Raw genomic sequence first — 17,897 nt, forward strand, 5'->3', positions numbered from 1 at the left:
ATTCTTAAATAGTATTTTTAAGAATATAACCGCCTGTCTACTATTGCTCTCACGCCGTAAGCAGTGCCGCCACTGCCGGGCACATCTCATTCAAGGAGCAGCACCATGAGCGCATCTCTACGTAGCGTTGACGGCCAGGACGAAGCAACCATTTTGCGCGAGATCCAAAGCGCATTGCGCGATCTGCGCTTCGGGGCGGTGGAAATCACCGTGCACAACGCTCAAGTGGTACAGATCGAACGCAAAGAAAAATTCCGTTTGCAGAACCCTGGTAACAAAGCGGGCTGAAGCGATTAACAACGTCAAAAGATCGTCCGAACGCGGCCCGATTCCAGAACCCATAAGAAAAGCCAGCACCCCCAAGAATTTCAGGAGCTTTCACTATGTCGTCGATTCGCCGTTACGCCCTGGCCGCTCTGGCCAGTGCCGTTTTCGCTGGTTCCGCGGTTGCCAAGGATTATGAGTTGCTCAACGTGTCGTACGACCCGACCCGTGAGCTGTATCAGGATTACAACGCCGAGTTCGTCAGTTTCTGGAAGAAAGATCACGCCGGTGACAACGTCAAAATCCAGCAATCCCACGGTGGCTCGGGCAAACAAGGCCGGGCGGTGATCGATGGTCTGCGTGCTGATGTGGTAACCCTGGCCCTGGCCGGTGATATCGACGAAATCGCCAAGCTCGGCAAGACCCTGCCGGCCGATTGGCAAAAACGCCTGCCGGATGCCAGCACGCCTTACACCTCGACCATCGTGTTCCTGGTGCGCAAGGGCAACCCTAAAGGGATCAAGGACTGGGGCGATCTGACCAAAAACGGCGTTGAAGTGATCACGCCCAACCCGAAAACCTCCGGCGGCGCACGCTGGAACTTCCTTGCCGCCTGGGCCTATGGCCTGAAAGCCGGCGGTAGCGAAGCCAAGGCTCAGGAATACGTCAAAGAACTCTTCAAACACGTTCCGGTGCTGGACACTGGCGCTCGTGGCTCAACCATCACCTTCGTCAACAACGGTCAGGGCGATGTGTTGCTGGCCTGGGAAAACGAAGCGTTCCTGGCGCTGAAAGAGGAGGGTGGCGCTGACAAGTTCGACATCGTCGTACCTTCGCTGTCGATCCTCGCTGAACCGCCGGTTGCCGTCGTCGACAAGAACGCCGGGAAAAAGGGCAACGAGCAGATCGCCGAAGCCTACCTGAAACACCTGTACAGCCCGGCCGGTCAGGAAATTGCGGCGAAAAACTTCTATCGTCCGCGTGACAAGGACGTGGCCGCCAGGTACGCCAAACAGTTCCCGAAACTGGATCTGGTGACTATCGACAAGGACTTTGGCGGCTGGAAGACTGCCCAACCGAAATTCTTCAATGACGGCGGTGTGTTCGACCAGATCTACACGGCTCAGTAAGGAAAAATTGTAGGAGCAGCCGGTCGACGCTCCTACAGAGCCCGCATTCGTTTGCAGGCTTTGCGTGCCCGTTCAGTCAACCAAGGACTTTTATGTCGCGTCGTATCTCCCCCGTCATACCCGGCTTCGGGCTGACGCTGGGCTACACCTTGGTGTACCTCAGCCTGATTGTGCTCATCCCACTGGCGGCGATGTTCGTGCATGCCGCTCAACTCACCTGGGATCAGTTCTGGGCAATCATCTCGGCACCACGGGTGCTGGCGGCGTTGAAGCTCAGTTTCGGTACCGCGCTGTATGCCGCGATCATCAACGGCATCATCGGCACGTTGCTGGCCTGGGTACTGGTGCGTTACACCTTTCCCGGCCGCAAGATCATCGACGCGATGATCGATCTGCCGTTCGCGCTGCCGACGGCTGTGGCCGGTATAGCGCTGACTGCGCTGTACACGCCGACCGGGCTGGTGGGCCAGTTCGCTGCCGACCTGGGTTTCAAGATTGCCTACACACCGCTCGGCATCACGCTGGCGCTGACCTTCGTTACCCTGCCGTTTGTGGTGCGTACGGTGCAGCCGGTTCTGGCCGACATTCCCCGTGAAGTCGAAGAAGCCGCCGCCTGCCTGGGCGCCAAGCCGTTGCAGGTGTTTCGCTACATCCTCGTGCCGGCCTTGTTGCCCGCCTGGCTGACCGGTTTCGCCCTGGCCTTTGCCCGGGGCGTCGGCGAATACGGATCGGTGATCTTCATTGCTGGCAACATGCCGATGAAAACCGAGATCCTGCCGCTGCTGATCATGGTCAAGCTCGACCAATACGACTACACCGGCGCCACCTCCATCGGCGTGCTGATGCTGGTGGTTTCCTTCGTCCTGTTGCTGCTGATCAACTTGTTGCAGCGGCGCGTCGAAACCCCATAGGGAGGCCCGGAATATGTCCAGTTCAACGCTTGCCAGCGCTTCCTTGGCCAACGCTGCCCGCCGTGGCAGTGCTGTTTCCCGGCGGATTCTGATCAGCCTCGGCTGGCTGATTTTTGCCCTGTTCCTGCTGCTGCCGCTGTTTATCGTGGTGTCCCAAGGCTTGAAACTTGGCCTGGGTGCATTCTTCACTGCGATCTTCGAGCCGGATGCACTGTCGGCCCTGAAACTGACGGTGATCGCCGTGCTGATTTCAGTGCCGCTCAACCTGGTGTTTGGCGTCAGCGCCGCCTGGTGCGTCAGTAAATACTCGTTTCGCGGCAAGAGCATGCTGGTGACCCTGATCGATTTGCCGTTCTCGGTCTCGCCGGTGATCGCAGGTCTGGTCTATGTGCTGATGTTCGGCGCCCAGGGAATCTTTGGCCCGTGGCTACAGGACCACGACATCCAGATTGTCTTCGCCTTGCCGGGCATCGTCCTGGCGACCATCTTCGTCACCGTACCGTTCGTGGCCCGGGAGCTGATCCCGCTGATGCAGGAGCAGGGCACCCAGGAAGAAGAAGCCGCGCGGTTGCTGGGCGCCAACGGCTGGCAGATGTTCTGGCACGTAACGGTGCCGAACATTAAATGGGGGCTGATTTACGGCGTGGTGCTCTGCACTGCGCGGGCGATGGGTGAGTTCGGGGCGGTCTCGGTGGTTTCCGGGCACATCCGCGGGGTAACCAACACCCTGCCACTGCATGTCGAGATTCTCTATAACGAATACAACCACGTCGCCGCGTTTGCCGTTGCGAGCCTGTTGCTGATCCTGGCGCTCTTCATCCTGCTGCTCAAGCAGTGGAGCGAGAACCGTATTAACCGCTTGCGCGCCAGTGCGGCGGAGGAATAAATCATGTCGATCGAAGTCCGTAATGTCAGCAAGAACTTCCACGCCTTCAAGGCCCTGAACAGCATCAATCTGGACATCCAGAGCGGTGAACTGGTAGCGCTGCTGGGCCCGTCAGGCTGCGGCAAGACCACCTTGCTGCGGATCATCGCCGGCCTCGAAACCCCGGATGAAGGCAGCATCGTCTTCCACGGCGAAGACGTCTCCGGCCACGATGTGCGTGATCGCAACGTCGGGTTCGTGTTCCAGCACTACGCCTTGTTCCGTCACATGACGGTGTTCGACAACGTCGCGTTCGGTTTGCGCATGAAGCCGAAAAACCAGCGCCCGACCGAAAGCCAGATCGCGGTCAAAGTCCACGAACTGCTGAACATGGTTCAACTGGATTGGCTCTCCGATCGCTACCCGGAACAGCTCTCCGGCGGTCAGCGTCAACGTATCGCCCTGGCTCGCGCCTTGGCGGTGGAGCCGAAAGTCCTGCTGCTGGACGAACCCTTTGGTGCGCTGGATGCCAAGGTCCGTAAAGAACTGCGCCGCTGGCTGGCGCGGTTGCACGAAGACATCAACCTGACCTCGGTGTTCGTGACCCACGACCAGGAAGAGGCGATGGAAGTCGCCGACCGCATCGTGGTGATGAACAAAGGCGTGATCGAGCAGATTGGCTCACCGGGCGACGTCTACGAAAGCCCGGCCAGCGATTTTGTTTATCACTTCCTCGGCGACTCCAACCGCCTGCACCTTGGCGAGGACAACCACGTATTGTTCCGCCCCCACGAAGTGTCGCTGTCGCGCCATGAGCTGCAAGACCACCACGCCGCTGAAGTGCGCGACATCCGCCCGCTGGGGGCGACTACCCGGGTGACCTTGAAAGTTGAAGGTCAAAGCGAGCTGATCGAAGCTGAAGTGGTGAAAGACCACGACAGCCTGATTGGTCTGGCTCGCGGCGAGACGTTGTTCTTCAAGCCGAAGGTCTGGCAGAAAGTCGCCAACCTCTAGAAAGGTCATCGGATCGTTTCCACGCTCTGCGTGGTAATGCAGCCCGTGACGCTCTGCGTCACAAGAGCGGACGCAGAGCGTCCAGTGAGGCATTCCCACGCGGGAGCGTGGGAACGATCATTCCACGGACTTGTAGGAGCGAGGCTTGCCCGCGATGGCGTCTTACGCCGCAGCGCGTTTCGGATTGATTCGTACGACCCCGGCCCGCGCTTCGATCTGTTCTTTGAGGTCATGCCCAAACCCCAGCATGAACGCCAATTCGGCCACGACAAATAGCGGCCCGACGATCAATCCCGATACGTCATCGACAAACGCCGGTTTGCGCCCTTCGTAGTGATGGCCGACAAACTGAATCGCCCAGCCGAGCACAAACATGCCGATTGCGCTGCCGAGCCAGACCCATGTGCTGTCCTGCGCGAGAATATGACCTAGCCAAACGGACAGGCCAAGCAGAGCGGTCATCAGCACCCCCAAGCGTACTTCCAGGCGTATGTAAAACCACGCCGACGCCAATGCCAGCAGCACCGCTGGAGACACCCAGAGCCCGGCCACCGGCCATTGCGGCCGTGACAGCAACACCGCAACGGCGACCACAATCAGCGGAATGCCGATAAAGTGGCTGGCGATATTGCGCGGGTCGCGGTGGTAGGCGGCGTATTGACTGAGATGGTCAACGAGGCTTTTCATTGTTGTTTCCTCCTGTAGGGAGTTCGATCATGCCCTGCGCTCAGTCTTCGCTCTGTCAGCCAGGCGACAATCACCTTGGAGTTCTCATGGATATGCAGGCCTGGCGTCCGCGTTTGTTGAGCGGTCAGTGGTTCAACCATTTGCCTGGCTTGTTCCAGGATAGTCTGCTGGCCATCGCCAGGGTGCGGCGTCTGGCGCCGGGGCAACGGCTGTTCAAGCGTGGCGATCCACCCTGTGGTTTGTACGCGGTGCTTGAAGGTGCGGTGCGCATTGGCGCAGTGAATGAGCAGGGCAAGGAGGCGCTGCTGAGCCTGGTCGAACCGCCGCACTGGTTTGGTGAAATCTGCCTGTTCGATGGCCAGCCGCGAACCCACGACGCTTATGGTGTTGGCTTGTGCGTCCTGTTGCATGTGTCTCAGGCCGCGTTGCTCGAACTGCTGGAAGAACACCCGCAATACTGGCGGCATTTGGCACTGTTGATGAGCCACAAGCTACGCCTGACGTTCATCAACCTCGAACAGCTGAGCCTGATGCCGGCGGCTGTGCGCGTGGCTCATCGCTTGCTGCTGATCGCCGAAGGTTACGGTGAGACCGAGCACTCGCGACGGGTCCTGCAATTGCCCCAGGAGCAGTTGGCGTTAATGCTCTCGCTCTCCCGGCAGACCACCAATCAGCTCCTCAAGGAGCTGCAAGGTCAGGGCATTCTCAATCTGAGTTATGGCGAGATCGAAGTTGTCGACCTGGAGAGATTACGGGCTGCGGCGCAGGGATGATTGAGTCGGCTCATCCGAAATAACCGTTAGTGATGGGCAATCACCGCCAAGGCGCCTAGCCTGTACAGATGATTAATCGAGGTGTGCCATGCGTTTGCTGTTAGTGGACGACGAGCCTGAGGTCGCGAAGCTCCTGGCTCAAGGCCTGAGCGAGGCAAGTTTTGCGGTGGATGTGGCGGTTGACGGGATGCAGGGGCGACGCTTTATCGACGAGCAGCCTGAGTATGACCTGATCGTCCTGGACGTCATGTTGCCCGGGCTCAATGCCTGGCAATTGCTGCAACAGATTCGTCGGCGCGGTGCAACGCCGGTGCTGTTTCTGACCACCAGAGACGGGATTGAGGATCGGCTGCGGGATCTTGAATTGCACGATGATGATTACTTGCTCAAGCCGTTTTCGGTGGCCGAGCTGGTGGCGCGGGTGCGTAAGTTACTCAGACGTGGGCGTAGTGCAAACCCGTAGTAGCTGGCGCAGCCTGCTACTACGGGATTGTCCTTGGCGCTTTATCGCAACCCATCCCGAAACTGCCCCGGTGTCATCCCGGTCCAGCGTTTGAAGGCGCGGCTGAAGCTGCCGGTGTCGGCGAAGCCCAGCAGGTAACTGATCTCGCTCAATGAGCACTGCGGGTCGCGCAGGTGCAGCAGCGCCAGGTTCTCCCGACACTCGTTGAGCAAGGTATCAAAACGACAGCCCTCATCGGCCAGATGCCGTTGCAGGCTGCGCAGGCTCAGGTGCAAGGTCTGGGCGATGTGTTCGGCAGAAGGTTCGCCTTCCGGCAATTGCGCTTCAATGGCCGAGCGGACCTTGCGTTCCCAAGTCAGCGGTTGCAGTTGCACCAGGGTGTGTTTGAGCATCGTTTCGTTGTGCTCGGCCAGCTCCGGGTTGGCGTCATCCAGATGACTGTCGAAATCGCTGACGGCAAACTCCAACCGGTCCTCGTCGGCGGCGAAAAAAATCGGCGCACGGAACACCGCATGCCAATGCTTCGGGTCCGCCGGTTCCGGTCGACGCAGATACACTGCTAACGGTGCGTAATCCCGGCCCAGGCGGTTGCGGCAGGTACGGACATAGATCGCCGCGAAGGCATCGATGGCCTCGAACGCCGGTCTCGGGCTGCCCTCAGGGACCCTCAAATGAAAACAATAGCGCTCGCCAACCTGGTTCAACTCCAGCTCCAGCGCATCGCTGACCACCTGGTGGTAACGCACGATCCGCTCGAAGACTTCCCGCAGGCTGCCGCTGGCCACCAGCGCATAACCCAGGGCGTGAAACGTGGTCGGGCTGACGAAGCGTGAGACCCGAAGGCCAATTGCCGGATCGCCGCTGGCCTTGACCGCCACTTCCCACAGACGCGTGGTGGCAGATAGCGGATAACGGGCGTTCGGGTCGTCCATCAGTTGCGGGTCGAGGCCGGCTTCGCGGCACAGTGCGTCGCTGTCGAGGCCAAGGGCGTCGAGTTGCTTGCGCAGGGCGCGGGTCCAGCTGGCGAGGGAGGTGGGTTCAATCATGATGATTGGCGCTTCCGGTCAACAGGTTGGCGTTCACGGCTACAGCCCTGCGCAGGTGAGCAGGGCAGGATGCGAACATCAATAACCAGAGGATGGAAGCATGTACGGTACTTCTGCAAGTCCCACGCGCCTGAATGCACAGCAACGATCAGCGCATATTCGTGAAGTGGTACTGGCCCGAGGCACAGAATTGCGTAAACGCTACCCGATTCTTAATCATCAGGACGCCCTTGGCGCGGGTATTCTGGCCTTTGCGCTGGCCGGGATGATCGGCTCGGCGACGCTCTACCTCACCGGTCTAATGGCCTGGTGGGTGTGCTTGCTGTTGAACGCATTTTTCGCCTCGTTGACCCACGAGCTGGAACACGACCTGATTCACAGCATGTATTTTCGCAAGCAGCGGCTGCCCCACAACCTGATGCTGGCGCTCGTCTGGCTGGCGCGGCCGAGCACCATCAATCCGTGGATTCGCCGGCATCTGCACCTCAACCACCACAAGGTTTCCGGCACTGAAGCCGACATGGAAGAACGCGCGATCACCAATGGCGAGCCGTGGGGCATCGCGCGGCTGCTGATGGTTGGTGACAATGTGATGTCCTCGTTGATCCGGGCCCTGCGGGCCAAGACCTGGACGCACAAGATCAGCATCCTCAAGCGCACGCTGAAAGTCTACGAATCGCCCAGGCTTGATGAGTTGTCCTCGAGGGCCTCTTCGCGGGCAAGCCACGGTTGCACATTAGATTTGTTTATATTCCTTTAAGGTCTTAACAAATAGCTTCTTATTCCTTAGAGGATATAGCTCTGGTCCCTATAATCGGCCACGAACAGACACGTAGCCGGAGGGCTCCCGATGCGCAACGAATCAATTCGCTATCTGATCGTGCCGGGCTGGCAAGGATCGCCAGAAGACCATTGGCAAAGCCATTGGCAGAACAGTTTGCCAAACAGTGCGCGCGTGGAGCAGGCCGACTGGCTGACACCGCGTCGCGAAGATTGGGTCGCGGCGTTGGCCGAGGCGATTGCCGCTGACAGTACGCCGGTGATCCTGATCGCCCACAGCCTGGGTTGCATCACCGTTGCTCATTGGGCTGCACAGGCGCCAGTGAGCTTTTTACGTCAGGTCCGCGGGGCCTTGCTGGTCGCTCCAGCCGATGTCGAACGCCCTGCCTGCGTGCCGGCCTTGCGCAACTTTGCACCAATCCCGACGCACCTGTTGCCGTTCCCCAGCCAAATCGTCAGCTCGGACAACGACAGCGCCGTGAGTGCCGCCCGTGCCCTTGAGCTGGCCCGCAACTGGGGCGCCGAAGCCGGAATTCTGGCGGGTGCCGGCCACATCAATGTGAAGTCCGGCCACCAACGCTGGGAGCAGGGCTTCGCCTACCTCTACCGTCTGCAAAATCGCATGGAACAGCATTCCCTGCGTCGCGCTTGAATCTTTTATTTTTTTACGCCCCCGTCTGCCGGCGGATTTGGGCGGGAGTCTGCCATGAGCCTGCATGAAACCTTCGGTCAGCCGTTGCTGACCTTTCCCGACGCGGAAAAAAGTCCGCTGAGCATTCGCGCCAAGGCGCTGGTATTCGTCGACCCGCGTTCGCGGCAGCTGCGCCAGGAACTGGAGCAATTGGCACCACGTTCGATCTCTGTGCTGATCCGTGGTGAAACCGGCACCGGTAAAGAACTGCTGGCGCGACATATCCACCGTGCCAGCGACCGAGGTGGTCTGTTCGTCTCGGTCAACTGCGGGGCGATCAGCCCGACGTATGCCGATGCCGAGTTATTCGGCTATGCCGCCGGCAGTTACGCAGGGTCGGCCAGCAGTCGGGCCGGCTGGTTCGGTTCCGCCAATGGCGGCACCTTGTACCTGGACGAAATCGGCGACCTGCCGTTGCCGATCCAGAACAAGTTGCTCGCGGCGCTGGAGAATCATGAAGTCACCCGCGTTGGTTCCCAGCAGCCGAGCCCGGTGGATGTGCGGTTGGTGGCGGCCACGAGCATCGACCTGGCTCAGGCGGTGAGTGCCGGGAAATTCCACGAGCGGCTCTATCACTACCTCAGCGAAGGTCAGCTGGAGCTGCCGGCGTTGCGCGAACGGGTCGGCGATATCCTGTCGCTGGCCGAGTATTTCCTTGGCATCTACAGCCAGCGCCTGGACCTGCCGGTACCGTTGATCAGCGAAGCGGCGCAGCAGCTGCTGGAACAACACAGCTGGCCGGGCAATACCCGTGAGCTGGAGAACGTCATTCACTTTGCGCTGCTGGTCAGCAGTGGCGACGAGATTTTGCCGGAGCATCTCAATCTGCCAGAAAGCCTGGCGCCGTTGCCGTTGATCGAGCAACAGGTAGGGCGAATCATCAGCGGCGGATCTGCTACGCAATTGGTCGCCCTGAAAAGCTCGCTCGAACGGCTTGTGCGGTCCCTGTAGGTTGCGGTGTAGAGCGGTCGACGTCTGTATGAATAAAATGGAATATGAAAGTGAATAAAAGATATTGTTCGGGAATAAAAAAACTCGGTATTGTCCGCTCCACGTCAGCGATAGCATTTCACTGGCACTTCACTTGAAGCCGTCGTCGATGACGACCGTGATTTCCGATAAGGACACTGCATGAAAAAGGTTCTGTTGTTCACCGCATTGGCGGCTGCCCTGACCGCAGGTTTGGCTCAGGCCAACGAGAAACTGGTGGTTGCCGCAACCCCGGTTCCACACGCCGAGATCCTCGAGCTGGTCAAGCCGGCCCTTGCCAAAGAGGGCGTGGATCTGGAAGTCAAAGTCTTCACCGACTACGTACAACCGAACGTGCAGGTCGATCAGAAGCGTCTGGACGCCAACTACTTCCAGACCCTGCCGTACCTGAAAAGCTTCAACGACGGCAAAGGCACTAACCTGGTGACCGTGATTGGCGTTCACGTCGAACCTTTCGGCGGTTACTCGAAGAAAGTCAAAACCCTGTCCGAACTGAAGGACGGCGCGACCATCGCCATCCCGAACGAAGGCAGTAACAGCGGCCGTGCGTTGATCTTGCTGCAGAAGGCCGGTCTGATCGAATTGAAAGACCCGAAAAACGCTCTTGCCACCCCGAAAGACATCGCCAGGAACCCGCACAACTTCAAGTTCAAAGAGCTTGAATCGGCCATGCTGGCGCGTGTGCTGGATCAGGTTGACCTGGACATGATCAACACCAACTACGCGCTGGAAGCTGGTCTGAACCCGGCCAAGGACGCACTGGTCATCGAAGGTGCCGACTCGCCGTATGTGAACTTCCTGGTGGCCCGTCCAGACAACAAGGACAGCGTTGCCATCCAGAAACTCGCCAAGGCGCTGACCAGCCCGGAAGTGAAAGCCTTCATCGCGAAGAAATACAGCGGCGCAGTGCTGCCGGCGTTCTGATTCAGCGCGCGTTCTAGCGCAAAAAAGCCTTCAAGGTTTCAACGTCGACGGCTGGTACAGCGTCGGCGTTTTTTATTGGGCGCGATTCTTTTAGTGCCAATGCACAGATCAAGCGGTTATTTCGATCGTTCCCACGCTCCTGCGTGGGAATGCCTCACCGGACGCTCTGCGTCTGCTCTTGTGACGCGGAGCGTCACGGGCTGCATTCCCACGCAGAGCGTGGGAACGATCCGGGGCTTGCTGTTACGCCGTGATCAAGCGGTTACCTAGCAGTTCTGCCAGGTAGTCGATGGGTTGATGCCCGTGCAATCTAAGCCTTCTTCACACGAAGGATCAGAGCATGGCGAAGCCGAAAACTCTTTTGTGCCGTTACAACTATGACCCGCTGGATCGCCTGACTCGACTTACACCTTCAGGGCAAGGGGATGTGCAGCGGTTTTATACCCTTGCACATCTGACCACTGAGCTTCAGGGCCCGGCGTCGCAGACAGTGTTCCAGCAAGGCACTCAATTGCTCGCTCTACAGCAGCGACAAGGTGATGAGGTCAATAGCCAGTTGTTGGCTACCGATCAGCAACGCTCGGTCTTGCACGCCGTCGATGGGGCTCGGCACCTACAAAAGGTCTATACGCCTTATGGCCATCGACACGCTGAAAATGGCCTGAGCAGCCTCCTCGGTTTTAACGGCGAGCGCCTCGACCCGGTGACCGGGCACTATCTGCTGGGCAACGGGCATCGGGCGTTCAACCCGGTGTTGATGCGTTTCAACAGCCCGGACAGGTTGAGCCCGTTTGGTCGGGGCGGGTTGAACCCGTATGCGTATTGTTTGGGGGACCCGGTTAACCGGAGTGATCCAAGTGGACAGGAATCAGTGGAATCTTGGTTGTTCCTGGGATTGGGAGTGATCGGGCTGGCCGCTACGGTGGTGGGTGCATTCCCCACGATCAGTTTCCTTGAGGCTGTCAAATCATTAAAGAAGGGGCAGATTACTCGCAGGGCTGTCGCCAAAGTGGTTGCAACGCCCGTAGGCATCGTCGCATCAGGGGTAAGCGTTGCCAGGCTCTCGTTGAATACTGAAAGTCCAGACTCTTCAGATTCAAAAAAAATGCTCTACGCTGGCATCGTGCTGGCTGGTTTGTCGTTTCTCGGCGCAGGAGGCGCGACCTTTTTGAGCTGGCGTGCGAGTCGCAGGGCTAAAGCTCTTGGTTTGCAGAAACCGACGTTTAGTAATGTAGCTTTGCAGACCGACGAATTAAATACCCCATTGGCTTCCAACTCGCCAGCGTCGTCGATAGCTCAACGCTCGCCGAGAAGGCCGCAGGCACCGGGACCATATACTCCTTCCGCTCCACTACGATCGCCCATCAACCAGATCGGCTTTGAAGGCGATCAACAAGGATCTGAACGGTGGCCAGTTTCCCCCAGGACGTTGAATATTAAAGAAATACGAGAAGGTTTTTGAGAAGGAGGCGAGGGATGACCTCAATCCGGCCAATGCCACGCTGGCTCATCCAGCATTCCTTGGCCAACGATTTCGGTCTGACCAAAATTCTTCTCCAGCACGATGGAATTGCACTCCGGGTCTTGCTGCAGCGCCGCAATCAAGCGGCTGGCGTGGGACACCACCCACACCTGGCATTGCTCTGACGCACGGAGGCTTCGACGGCCACTTCTCCATTTCGCATGCGTCGCGAGAGGTTTGCCGGCCCAGCCCAGAACAACGAATCCAGCCCGCCCTCACGGGCCAGCGCGTTAATCACGCCGCCTTGGGCCGTCTCGGACAACAACCGCAATGCGCGGTACAAATTGGACTTGCCGCTGCCGTTGGGGCCGGTAATCAGATTCAACCGTTCGAGTGGGATCACCAATTTATTGATCGAGCGGTAATTGGCCACCGCAAGGGTTTTGAGCATCGTGGGTTTCCGGCTGCGTGGTCCGGCAGTTTGCCTTATTACCTATCAGTTAAGGGTGACAGCGATCCAATGTGGTACAGAGGTAAAGTACACAGGTTCAACTCTGTTCTAAGCTCACAATCGTATCGTCACGTGTCCGCCCGCATCACGCAAAGGAGTCTGCATGGCTGGTCCCGGATTGAAATGGTTCGTTGGCGTGGGTCTCTTTGCCCTATTGACCGCGTGCGGCGATAAAAAACCGGTCGAGCGCGAGCACCCACGGGTGTTTGTGCAAGTTGTGCAGCCTGCCGATTTTGCGGCGTCCGTGACCCTCACCGGCGATGTCCAGGCGCGGGTTCAGACCGAGTTGTCGTTTCGTGTCGGCGGCAAGATCATCCAGCGGATGGTCGATGTCGGTGATCGCGTATCTGCCAGACAAGTATTGGCCAGACTCGATCCCAAAGACCTGCAAACCAACGTCGATTCGGCCCAGGCGCAGGTTGTCGCCGAACAGGCGCGGGTCAAGCAGACCAGCGCGGCGTTTGTGCGACAGCAGAAACTCTTGCCCAAGGGCTACACCAGTCGCAGCGAATACGACGCCGCCCAGGCCGCGTTGCGCAGCAGTCAGAGCGCCTTGAGCGCTGCTCAGGCGCAGTTGGCCAACGCCCGCGAGCAACTTGGCTACACCTCGCTGTTCGCCGATGCGCCGGGGGTGATTACTGCGCGTCAGGCCGAAGTCGGGCAGGTGGTGCAAGCTACGGTGCCGATTTTCAGCCTGGCCCGGGACGGCGAGCGAGATGCAGTATTCAACATCTATGAGTCGCTGTTGGCCGAGCCGCCGACGGACAGAACGGTGGTGGTCAGCCTGCTCGACAATCCGAAGATCAAGGCCACTGGCACGGTCCGTGAAATCACCCCGGCGGTCTCCGCACAGACCGGCACGGTGCAGGTCAAGGTGACCTTGAACGAGCTGCCGGCGGGCATGCAGTTGGGCTCGGTGGTCAGCGCCACGGCCAAGCCTCCAGGCAAATCCGCCGTCGAGCTGCCGTGGTCGGCCTTGACCAAAAAACTCAGCGATCCGGCCGTGTGGGTGGTGGCTGACGACGGCAGGGCGCAGTTGCACACGGTCACGGTCTCACGTTACCTGACGGGCAAAGTGATCATCAGCGAGGGGCTGAGCGGTGGCGAAAAAGTCGTGACGGCCGGTGGGCAATTGTTGCACCCCGGGATGTTGGTGGAGATCGTCGCAAGGTCCGGGAAGGGCCCGACCCAACCGCCGGGAGTCCAGCCATGAAGCGCCTGCTCGTGCTGATCTCCGCCAGTGTTCTGCTCGCCGCCTGCTCAAAAAAAGAGCCGCCCCCGGAGCCGGTGCGCCCGGTACTGTTCATTGAGGTCCAAGCGGAATCGCAAGAAAACCTCGGACGTTTCGCCGGGAGCATTCAGGCGCGTTTTGAAAGCAATATCGGCTTCCGCGTGCCAGGGCGCATTGCCCGGCGCAACGTCGATGTGGGTAGCGAAGTCCAGAAGGGTGCCTTGCTCGCGACTCTCGACCCCACCGATCAACAGAACCAGCTGCGCGCCAGCCAGGGCGATCTGGCGCGGATCGAGGCGCAATGGATCAACGCTCAGGCCAACGCCCGGCGACAGCAGGAACTGTTCAACCGTGGGGTCGGCGCCCAGGCGCAACTGGACGCAGCCCAGACCGACCTGAAAACCACCAGCGCATCGTTGGAACAAGCCAAGGCATCAGTCAGCCAGGCCCGCGATCAGCTCAATTACAGTGAACTGCGCGCTGACCACGCGGCCATCGTCACCGCCTGGAATGCCGAAGCCGGGCAGGTGGTCAGCGCCGGTCAGCAAGTGGTGACCCTGGCGCGGCCGGACATCAAGGAGGCGGTGATCGACCTGCCCGCGACCCTGGCCGAACGACTGCCCGCCGACGTGGTGTTCAAAGTGGCCGCGCAGCTCGACCCGGGCATCAACACCACTGCCACCGTGCGCGAGATCGAACCGCAGGCGCAAAGCGCGACTCGCACCCGGCGTGCGCGTTTGACCCTGGCCGAGACACCGCAGGGGTTTCGCTTGGGGACTGCCATCAGCGTGACCCTCAGTTCGGCCATCGAGCCGCGTATCGAATTGCCGCTCAGTGCCTTGCAGGAAGTCGACGGCAAGAGCCGGATCTGGGTCATCGACCCCCAGACGCAAACCGTTTCGCCCCGTGACGTCACACTCGTCAGCCGTGACGACAGCACGGTCGTCCTGGCAACCGGCGTCAAGGCCGGTGAGCGGGTGGTCAGCGCCGGTGTGAACAGCCTCAAGCCGGGGCAGAAAGTCAAAATCGATGAGGAAAGCCCGCGATGAAAGGGAGTTTCAACTTATCCGAATGGGCCCTCAAACATCAGTCCTTTATCTGGTACCTGATGTTCGTCGCGTTGCTGATGGGCGTCTTCTCGTACATGAACCTGGGCCGCGAGGAAGACCCCTCGTTCACCATCAAAACCATGGTGATACAGACCCGTTGGCCTGGCGCGACCCAGGAAGAAACCCTCAAGCAGGTCACTGACCGCATCGAGAAAAAACTCGAAGAACTCGACTCTCTCGACTATGTGAAGAGCTACACCCGACCCGGCGAGTCGACCGTGTTTGTGTTCCTGCGCGACACCACCAGCGGCAAGGACATCCCGGAAATCTGGTACCAGGTGCGCAAGAAGATCAACGACATTCGCGGTGATTTCCCGCAGGGGTTACAGGGGCCTGGGTTCAACGATGAGTTTGGCGATGTCTACGGCTCGGTGTACGCCTTCACCGCCGACGGTCTGACGATGCGCCAGTTGCGCGACTACGTGGAACAGGTCCGCGCCGAGATTCGTGAAGTGCCGAACCTGGGCAAAGTCCAGATGATTGGCGAGCAGGACGAAGTGCTCTACCTGAATTTCTCTACACGCAAACTCGCAGCCCTCGGTATCGATCAGCGCCAGGTGGTGCAAAGCCTGCAAGCGCAAAACGCTGTGACTCCCGCCGGGGTGATCGAGGCCGGTCCTGAACGCATTTCGGTGCGCACCTCGGGGCAGTTCGCTTCGGAGAAAGACCTGGCCAGCGTCAATCTGCGGCTCAATGACCGCTTCTATCGGTTGGCCGACGTCGCCGAGATCAGCCGCGGCTACGTTGACCCGGCGACGCCGATGTTCCGTTTCAACGGTCAGCCGGCCATCGGTCTGGCCATCGCCATGAAAAAGGGCGGCAATATTCAGGCCTTCGGCAAGGCCCTGCATCAACGTATGGACGACCTCACTGCCGACCTGCCGGTGGGCATCGGCGTACACAAGGTTTCCGATCAGGCCGAAGTGGTGGAAGAAGCGATCGGTGGCTTTACCAGCGCCTTGTTCGAAGCCGTGGTGATCGTGCTGATCGTCAGTTTCATCAGCCTCGGCGTGCGCGCCGGACTGGTCGTGGCCTGCTCTATTCCGCTGGTGCTGGCGATGGTCTTTGTCTTCATGGAATACAGCGGTATCACCATGCAGCGGATTTCCCTCGGCGCCTTGATCATCGCCCTCGGGCTGTTGGTGGACGACGCGATGATTACTGTCGAGATGATGGTTACGCGTCTGGAAAAAGGCGAGTCCAAGGAAGACGCGGCGACCTTTGCCTATACCTCGACCGCATTCCCGATGCTCACCGGCACCCTGGTGACCGTGGCCGGCTTCGTGCCCATCGGTTTGAACGCCAGCTCCGCCGGGGAATACACCTTCACCCTGTTCGCGGTCATCGCCGTGGCGATGCTGTTGTCGTGGATTGTCGCGGTATTGTTCGCCCCGGTTATTGGCCTGCACATCCTCAGCACCGAGGTCAAACCCCACTCTGCAGAACCAGGGCGCATCGGCCGCGCCTTCAACGGCGGGCTGCTGTGGTGCATGCGCAATCGCTGGTGGGCGATTAGCCTCACCGTGCTGCTGTTCGTGCTCGCGGTGTTCTCCATGCGCTTTGTGCAGAACCAGTTCTTCCCGTCTTCGGACCGGCCGGAAATTCTTGTCGACCTGAACCTGCCGCAAAACGCCTCGATCAACGAAACCCGTCTGGCGGTAGACCGCCTCGAAGCGACCTTGAAAGACGACCCGGACATCGTCCGCTGGAGCTCCTACATCGGCGAGGGCGCGATTCGTTTCTACCTGCCCCTCGACCAGCAATTGCAGAACCCCTACTACGCGCAATTGGTGATCGTCAGCAAAGGCCTGAAAGAGCGCGCTGCGCTGACGCAACGCCTGAAAAAACGCCTGCGCGAAGATTTCGTCGGTATTGGCAGTTTTGTTCAAGCGCTGGAAATGGGCCCGCCGGTGGGCCGGCCGATCCAGTATCGGGTCAGCGGCAAAGACATCGACCAGGTGCGCAAACACGCCATTGATCTGGCGACCATGCTCGACAACAACTCGCACATCGGCGAGATGATTTATGACTGGAACGAACCGGGCAAAGTCCTGCGCATCGACATCGCCCAGGACAAGGCGCGGCAGCTGGGGTTGTCGTCGGATGATGTGGCGAAGTTGATGAACAGCATCGTCAGCGGCTCGAAGGTGACTCAGGTGCATGACGACATCTACCTGATCAACGTGGTCGGTCGTGCCATAGATGCCGAACGTGGTACGCCGGAAACCCTGCAAAATCTGCAGATCGTCACTCCGGGCGGCACCTCGATTCCGCTGCTGGCGTTCGCCAGCGTGCGTTATGAGCTTGAACAGCCATTGGTCTGGCGCCGCGACCGTAAACCGACCATCACCATCAAGGCCGCAGTGCGCGACGAGATTCAGCCGACGGATCTGGTCAAACAGTTGAAACCTGATATCGACAAATTCGCCGCCGCGTTGCCAGTCGGCTATTCGGTCGCGACCGGCGGTACGGTAGAGGCAAGCAGCAAGGCCCAGGGGCCGATTGCCAAAGTCGTGCCGCTGATGCTGTTCCTGATGGCGACCTTCCTGATGATCCAGCTGCACAGCGTGCAGAAGTTGTTCCTGGTGGCCAGCGTCGCGCCGCTGGGGCTGATCGGCGTGGTCCTGGCGCTGATCCCCACGGGCACGCCCATGGGCTTTGTGGCGATCCTCGGGATCCTCGCGTTGATCGGCATCATCATCCGCAACTCGGTGATCCTGGTAACCCAGATCGAGGAGTATGAGCGTGATGGCTATGCCCCCTGGGACGCCGTGGTGCAAGCCACCGAACACCGCCGCCGACCGATTCTGCTCACCGCCGCAGCCGCCAGTATGGGGATGATCCCCATCGCCCGCGAAGTGTTCTGGGGCCCGATGGCCTACGCGATGATCGGCGGCATCATCATTGCGACACTGCTGACGTTGTTGTTCCTGCCGGCGCTGTATGTGGCCTGGTACAAGATCAAGGAGCCGAAGAAGGTGGTGGCCTGAAGAGATTTTGATCGTTCCCACGCGCAGCAAAGGAATGCCGCCATGGACGCTCTGCG

The 17,897-nt window shown here is 59.6% G+C and carries 17 protein-coding genes and 2 pseudogenes; 15 read left to right on the forward strand and 4 right to left on the reverse strand.

Features of this window, described 5'->3' with window-relative positions; translation table 11 throughout:
• Window positions 1-105: 105 nt before the first annotated feature.
• The 5 genes from oscA (at window position 106) to AC07O1_RS00130 (ending at window position 4,184) form a co-directional block, all read left to right on the forward strand.
• A complete protein-coding gene (gene oscA / locus AC07O1_RS00110; protein WP_495087558.1) occupies window positions 106-288 on the forward strand; it encodes a sulfur starvation response protein OscA in 183 nt (60 codons plus the stop codon).
• A 95-nt stretch (window positions 289-383) separates the two neighbouring features.
• A complete protein-coding gene (locus tag AC07O1_RS00115) occupies window positions 384-1,394 on the forward strand; it encodes a sulfate ABC transporter substrate-binding protein (protein ID WP_495010957.1) in 1,011 nt (336 codons plus the stop codon).
• 92 nt (window positions 1,395-1,486) lie between these two features.
• Complete coding sequence (cysT, locus tag AC07O1_RS00120) at window positions 1,487-2,305, forward strand: sulfate ABC transporter permease subunit CysT (RefSeq protein ID WP_495087559.1); 819 nt, start codon at window positions 1,487-1,489, stop codon at window positions 2,303-2,305.
• A 13-nt stretch (window positions 2,306-2,318) separates the two neighbouring features.
• Window positions 2,319-3,191: a sulfate ABC transporter permease subunit CysW gene (cysW, locus tag AC07O1_RS00125; RefSeq protein WP_495087560.1), complete on the forward strand. Its 873-nt coding sequence runs from the start codon at window positions 2,319-2,321 to the stop codon at window positions 3,189-3,191.
• A gap of 3 nt (window positions 3,192-3,194) precedes the next feature.
• Window positions 3,195-4,184, forward strand: coding sequence for a sulfate/molybdate ABC transporter ATP-binding protein (locus tag AC07O1_RS00130; RefSeq protein WP_495087561.1), 990 nt, complete (start codon window positions 3,195-3,197; stop codon window positions 4,182-4,184).
• Between the two features lie 162 nt (window positions 4,185-4,346).
• On the opposite strand, the gene AC07O1_RS00135 is transcribed toward AC07O1_RS00130, so the two are convergent.
• On the reverse strand, window positions 4,347-4,871 hold the full coding sequence (locus AC07O1_RS00135; RefSeq protein WP_495087562.1) for an Mpo1 family 2-hydroxy fatty acid dioxygenase: 525 nt from the start codon (window positions 4,869-4,871) through the stop codon (window positions 4,347-4,349).
• An 86-nt stretch (window positions 4,872-4,957) separates the two neighbouring features.
• Here AC07O1_RS00135 and AC07O1_RS00140 point away from each other — a divergent pair, with 86 nt between their 5' ends.
• Together AC07O1_RS00140 and AC07O1_RS00145 are read left to right on the forward strand one after the other, a co-directional pair.
• Complete coding sequence (locus AC07O1_RS00140; RefSeq protein WP_495087563.1) at window positions 4,958-5,644, forward strand: Crp/Fnr family transcriptional regulator; 687 nt, start codon at window positions 4,958-4,960, stop codon at window positions 5,642-5,644.
• Between the two features lie 88 nt (window positions 5,645-5,732).
• Complete coding sequence (locus tag AC07O1_RS00145; protein ID WP_494994459.1) at window positions 5,733-6,107, forward strand: response regulator transcription factor; 375 nt, start codon at window positions 5,733-5,735, stop codon at window positions 6,105-6,107.
• Between the two features lie 41 nt (window positions 6,108-6,148).
• On the opposite strand, the gene AC07O1_RS00150 is transcribed toward AC07O1_RS00145, so the two are convergent.
• On the reverse strand, window positions 6,149-7,153 hold the full coding sequence (locus AC07O1_RS00150; protein ID WP_495087564.1) for an AraC family transcriptional regulator: 1,005 nt from the start codon (window positions 7,151-7,153) through the stop codon (window positions 6,149-6,151).
• A 100-nt stretch (window positions 7,154-7,253) separates the two neighbouring features.
• On the opposite strand from AC07O1_RS00150, the pseudogene AC07O1_RS00155 reads away from it, so the two are divergent.
• The 5 genes and pseudogenes from AC07O1_RS00155 to AC07O1_RS00175 form a co-directional block, all read left to right on the forward strand.
• Window positions 7,254-7,826, forward strand: a pseudogene (locus AC07O1_RS00155) (fatty acid desaturase); the annotation flags it as partial.
• 177 nt (window positions 7,827-8,003) lie between these two features.
• Window positions 8,004-8,585 (forward strand): alpha/beta hydrolase, encoded by a 582-nt coding sequence (locus tag AC07O1_RS00160; RefSeq protein WP_494994456.1) that lies wholly within the window; start codon window positions 8,004-8,006, stop codon window positions 8,583-8,585.
• A 54-nt stretch (window positions 8,586-8,639) separates the two neighbouring features.
• Window positions 8,640-9,575 carry a sigma 54-interacting transcriptional regulator gene (locus tag AC07O1_RS00165; RefSeq protein WP_495087565.1) on the forward strand — a complete coding sequence of 312 codons (936 nt, stop codon included), beginning with the start codon at window positions 8,640-8,642 and terminating at the stop codon, window positions 9,573-9,575.
• A 180-nt stretch (window positions 9,576-9,755) separates the two neighbouring features.
• Window positions 9,756-10,538 (forward strand): MetQ/NlpA family ABC transporter substrate-binding protein, encoded by a 783-nt coding sequence (locus AC07O1_RS00170; protein WP_495087566.1) that lies wholly within the window; start codon window positions 9,756-9,758, stop codon window positions 10,536-10,538.
• 340 nt (window positions 10,539-10,878) lie between these two features.
• Window positions 10,879-12,000 carry an RHS repeat-associated core domain-containing protein gene (locus tag AC07O1_RS00175; protein ID WP_495087567.1) on the forward strand — a complete coding sequence of 374 codons (1,122 nt, stop codon included), beginning with the start codon at window positions 10,879-10,881 and terminating at the stop codon, window positions 11,998-12,000.
• A 20-nt stretch (window positions 12,001-12,020) separates the two neighbouring features.
• Here AC07O1_RS00175 and AC07O1_RS00180 read toward each other — a convergent pair whose 3' ends face one another.
• Both AC07O1_RS00180 and AC07O1_RS00185 read right to left on the reverse strand, forming a co-directional pair.
• Window positions 12,021-12,161: a hypothetical protein gene (locus AC07O1_RS00180; protein WP_495087568.1), complete on the reverse strand. Its 141-nt coding sequence runs from the start codon at window positions 12,159-12,161 to the stop codon at window positions 12,021-12,023.
• An 8-nt stretch (window positions 12,162-12,169) separates the two neighbouring features.
• Window positions 12,170-12,451: pseudogene (locus tag AC07O1_RS00185) on the reverse strand (AAA family ATPase); the annotation flags it as partial.
• 163 nt (window positions 12,452-12,614) lie between these two features.
• Between AC07O1_RS00185 and AC07O1_RS00190 the strand changes: the two are divergent.
• From AC07O1_RS00190 to AC07O1_RS00200, 3 genes are read left to right on the forward strand one after another with little or no spacing between them, the layout of a single operon-like run.
• A complete protein-coding gene (locus AC07O1_RS00190; protein WP_495087569.1) occupies window positions 12,615-13,724 on the forward strand; it encodes an efflux RND transporter periplasmic adaptor subunit in 1,110 nt (369 codons plus the stop codon).
• Window positions 13,721-14,791: an efflux RND transporter periplasmic adaptor subunit gene (locus tag AC07O1_RS00195; protein ID WP_495087570.1), complete on the forward strand. Its 1,071-nt coding sequence runs from the start codon at window positions 13,721-13,723 to the stop codon at window positions 14,789-14,791. Before AC07O1_RS00190 ends, AC07O1_RS00195 begins: the two co-directional genes overlap by 4 nt.
• Window positions 14,788-17,841 carry an efflux RND transporter permease subunit gene (locus AC07O1_RS00200; protein ID WP_495087571.1) on the forward strand — a complete coding sequence of 1,018 codons (3,054 nt, stop codon included), beginning with the start codon at window positions 14,788-14,790 and terminating at the stop codon, window positions 17,839-17,841. Before AC07O1_RS00195 ends, AC07O1_RS00200 begins: the two co-directional genes overlap by 4 nt.
• Window positions 17,842-17,897: the final 56 nt, after the last annotated feature.

The organism is Pseudomonas sp. GW821-FHT07G10 (assembly GCF_059418545.1).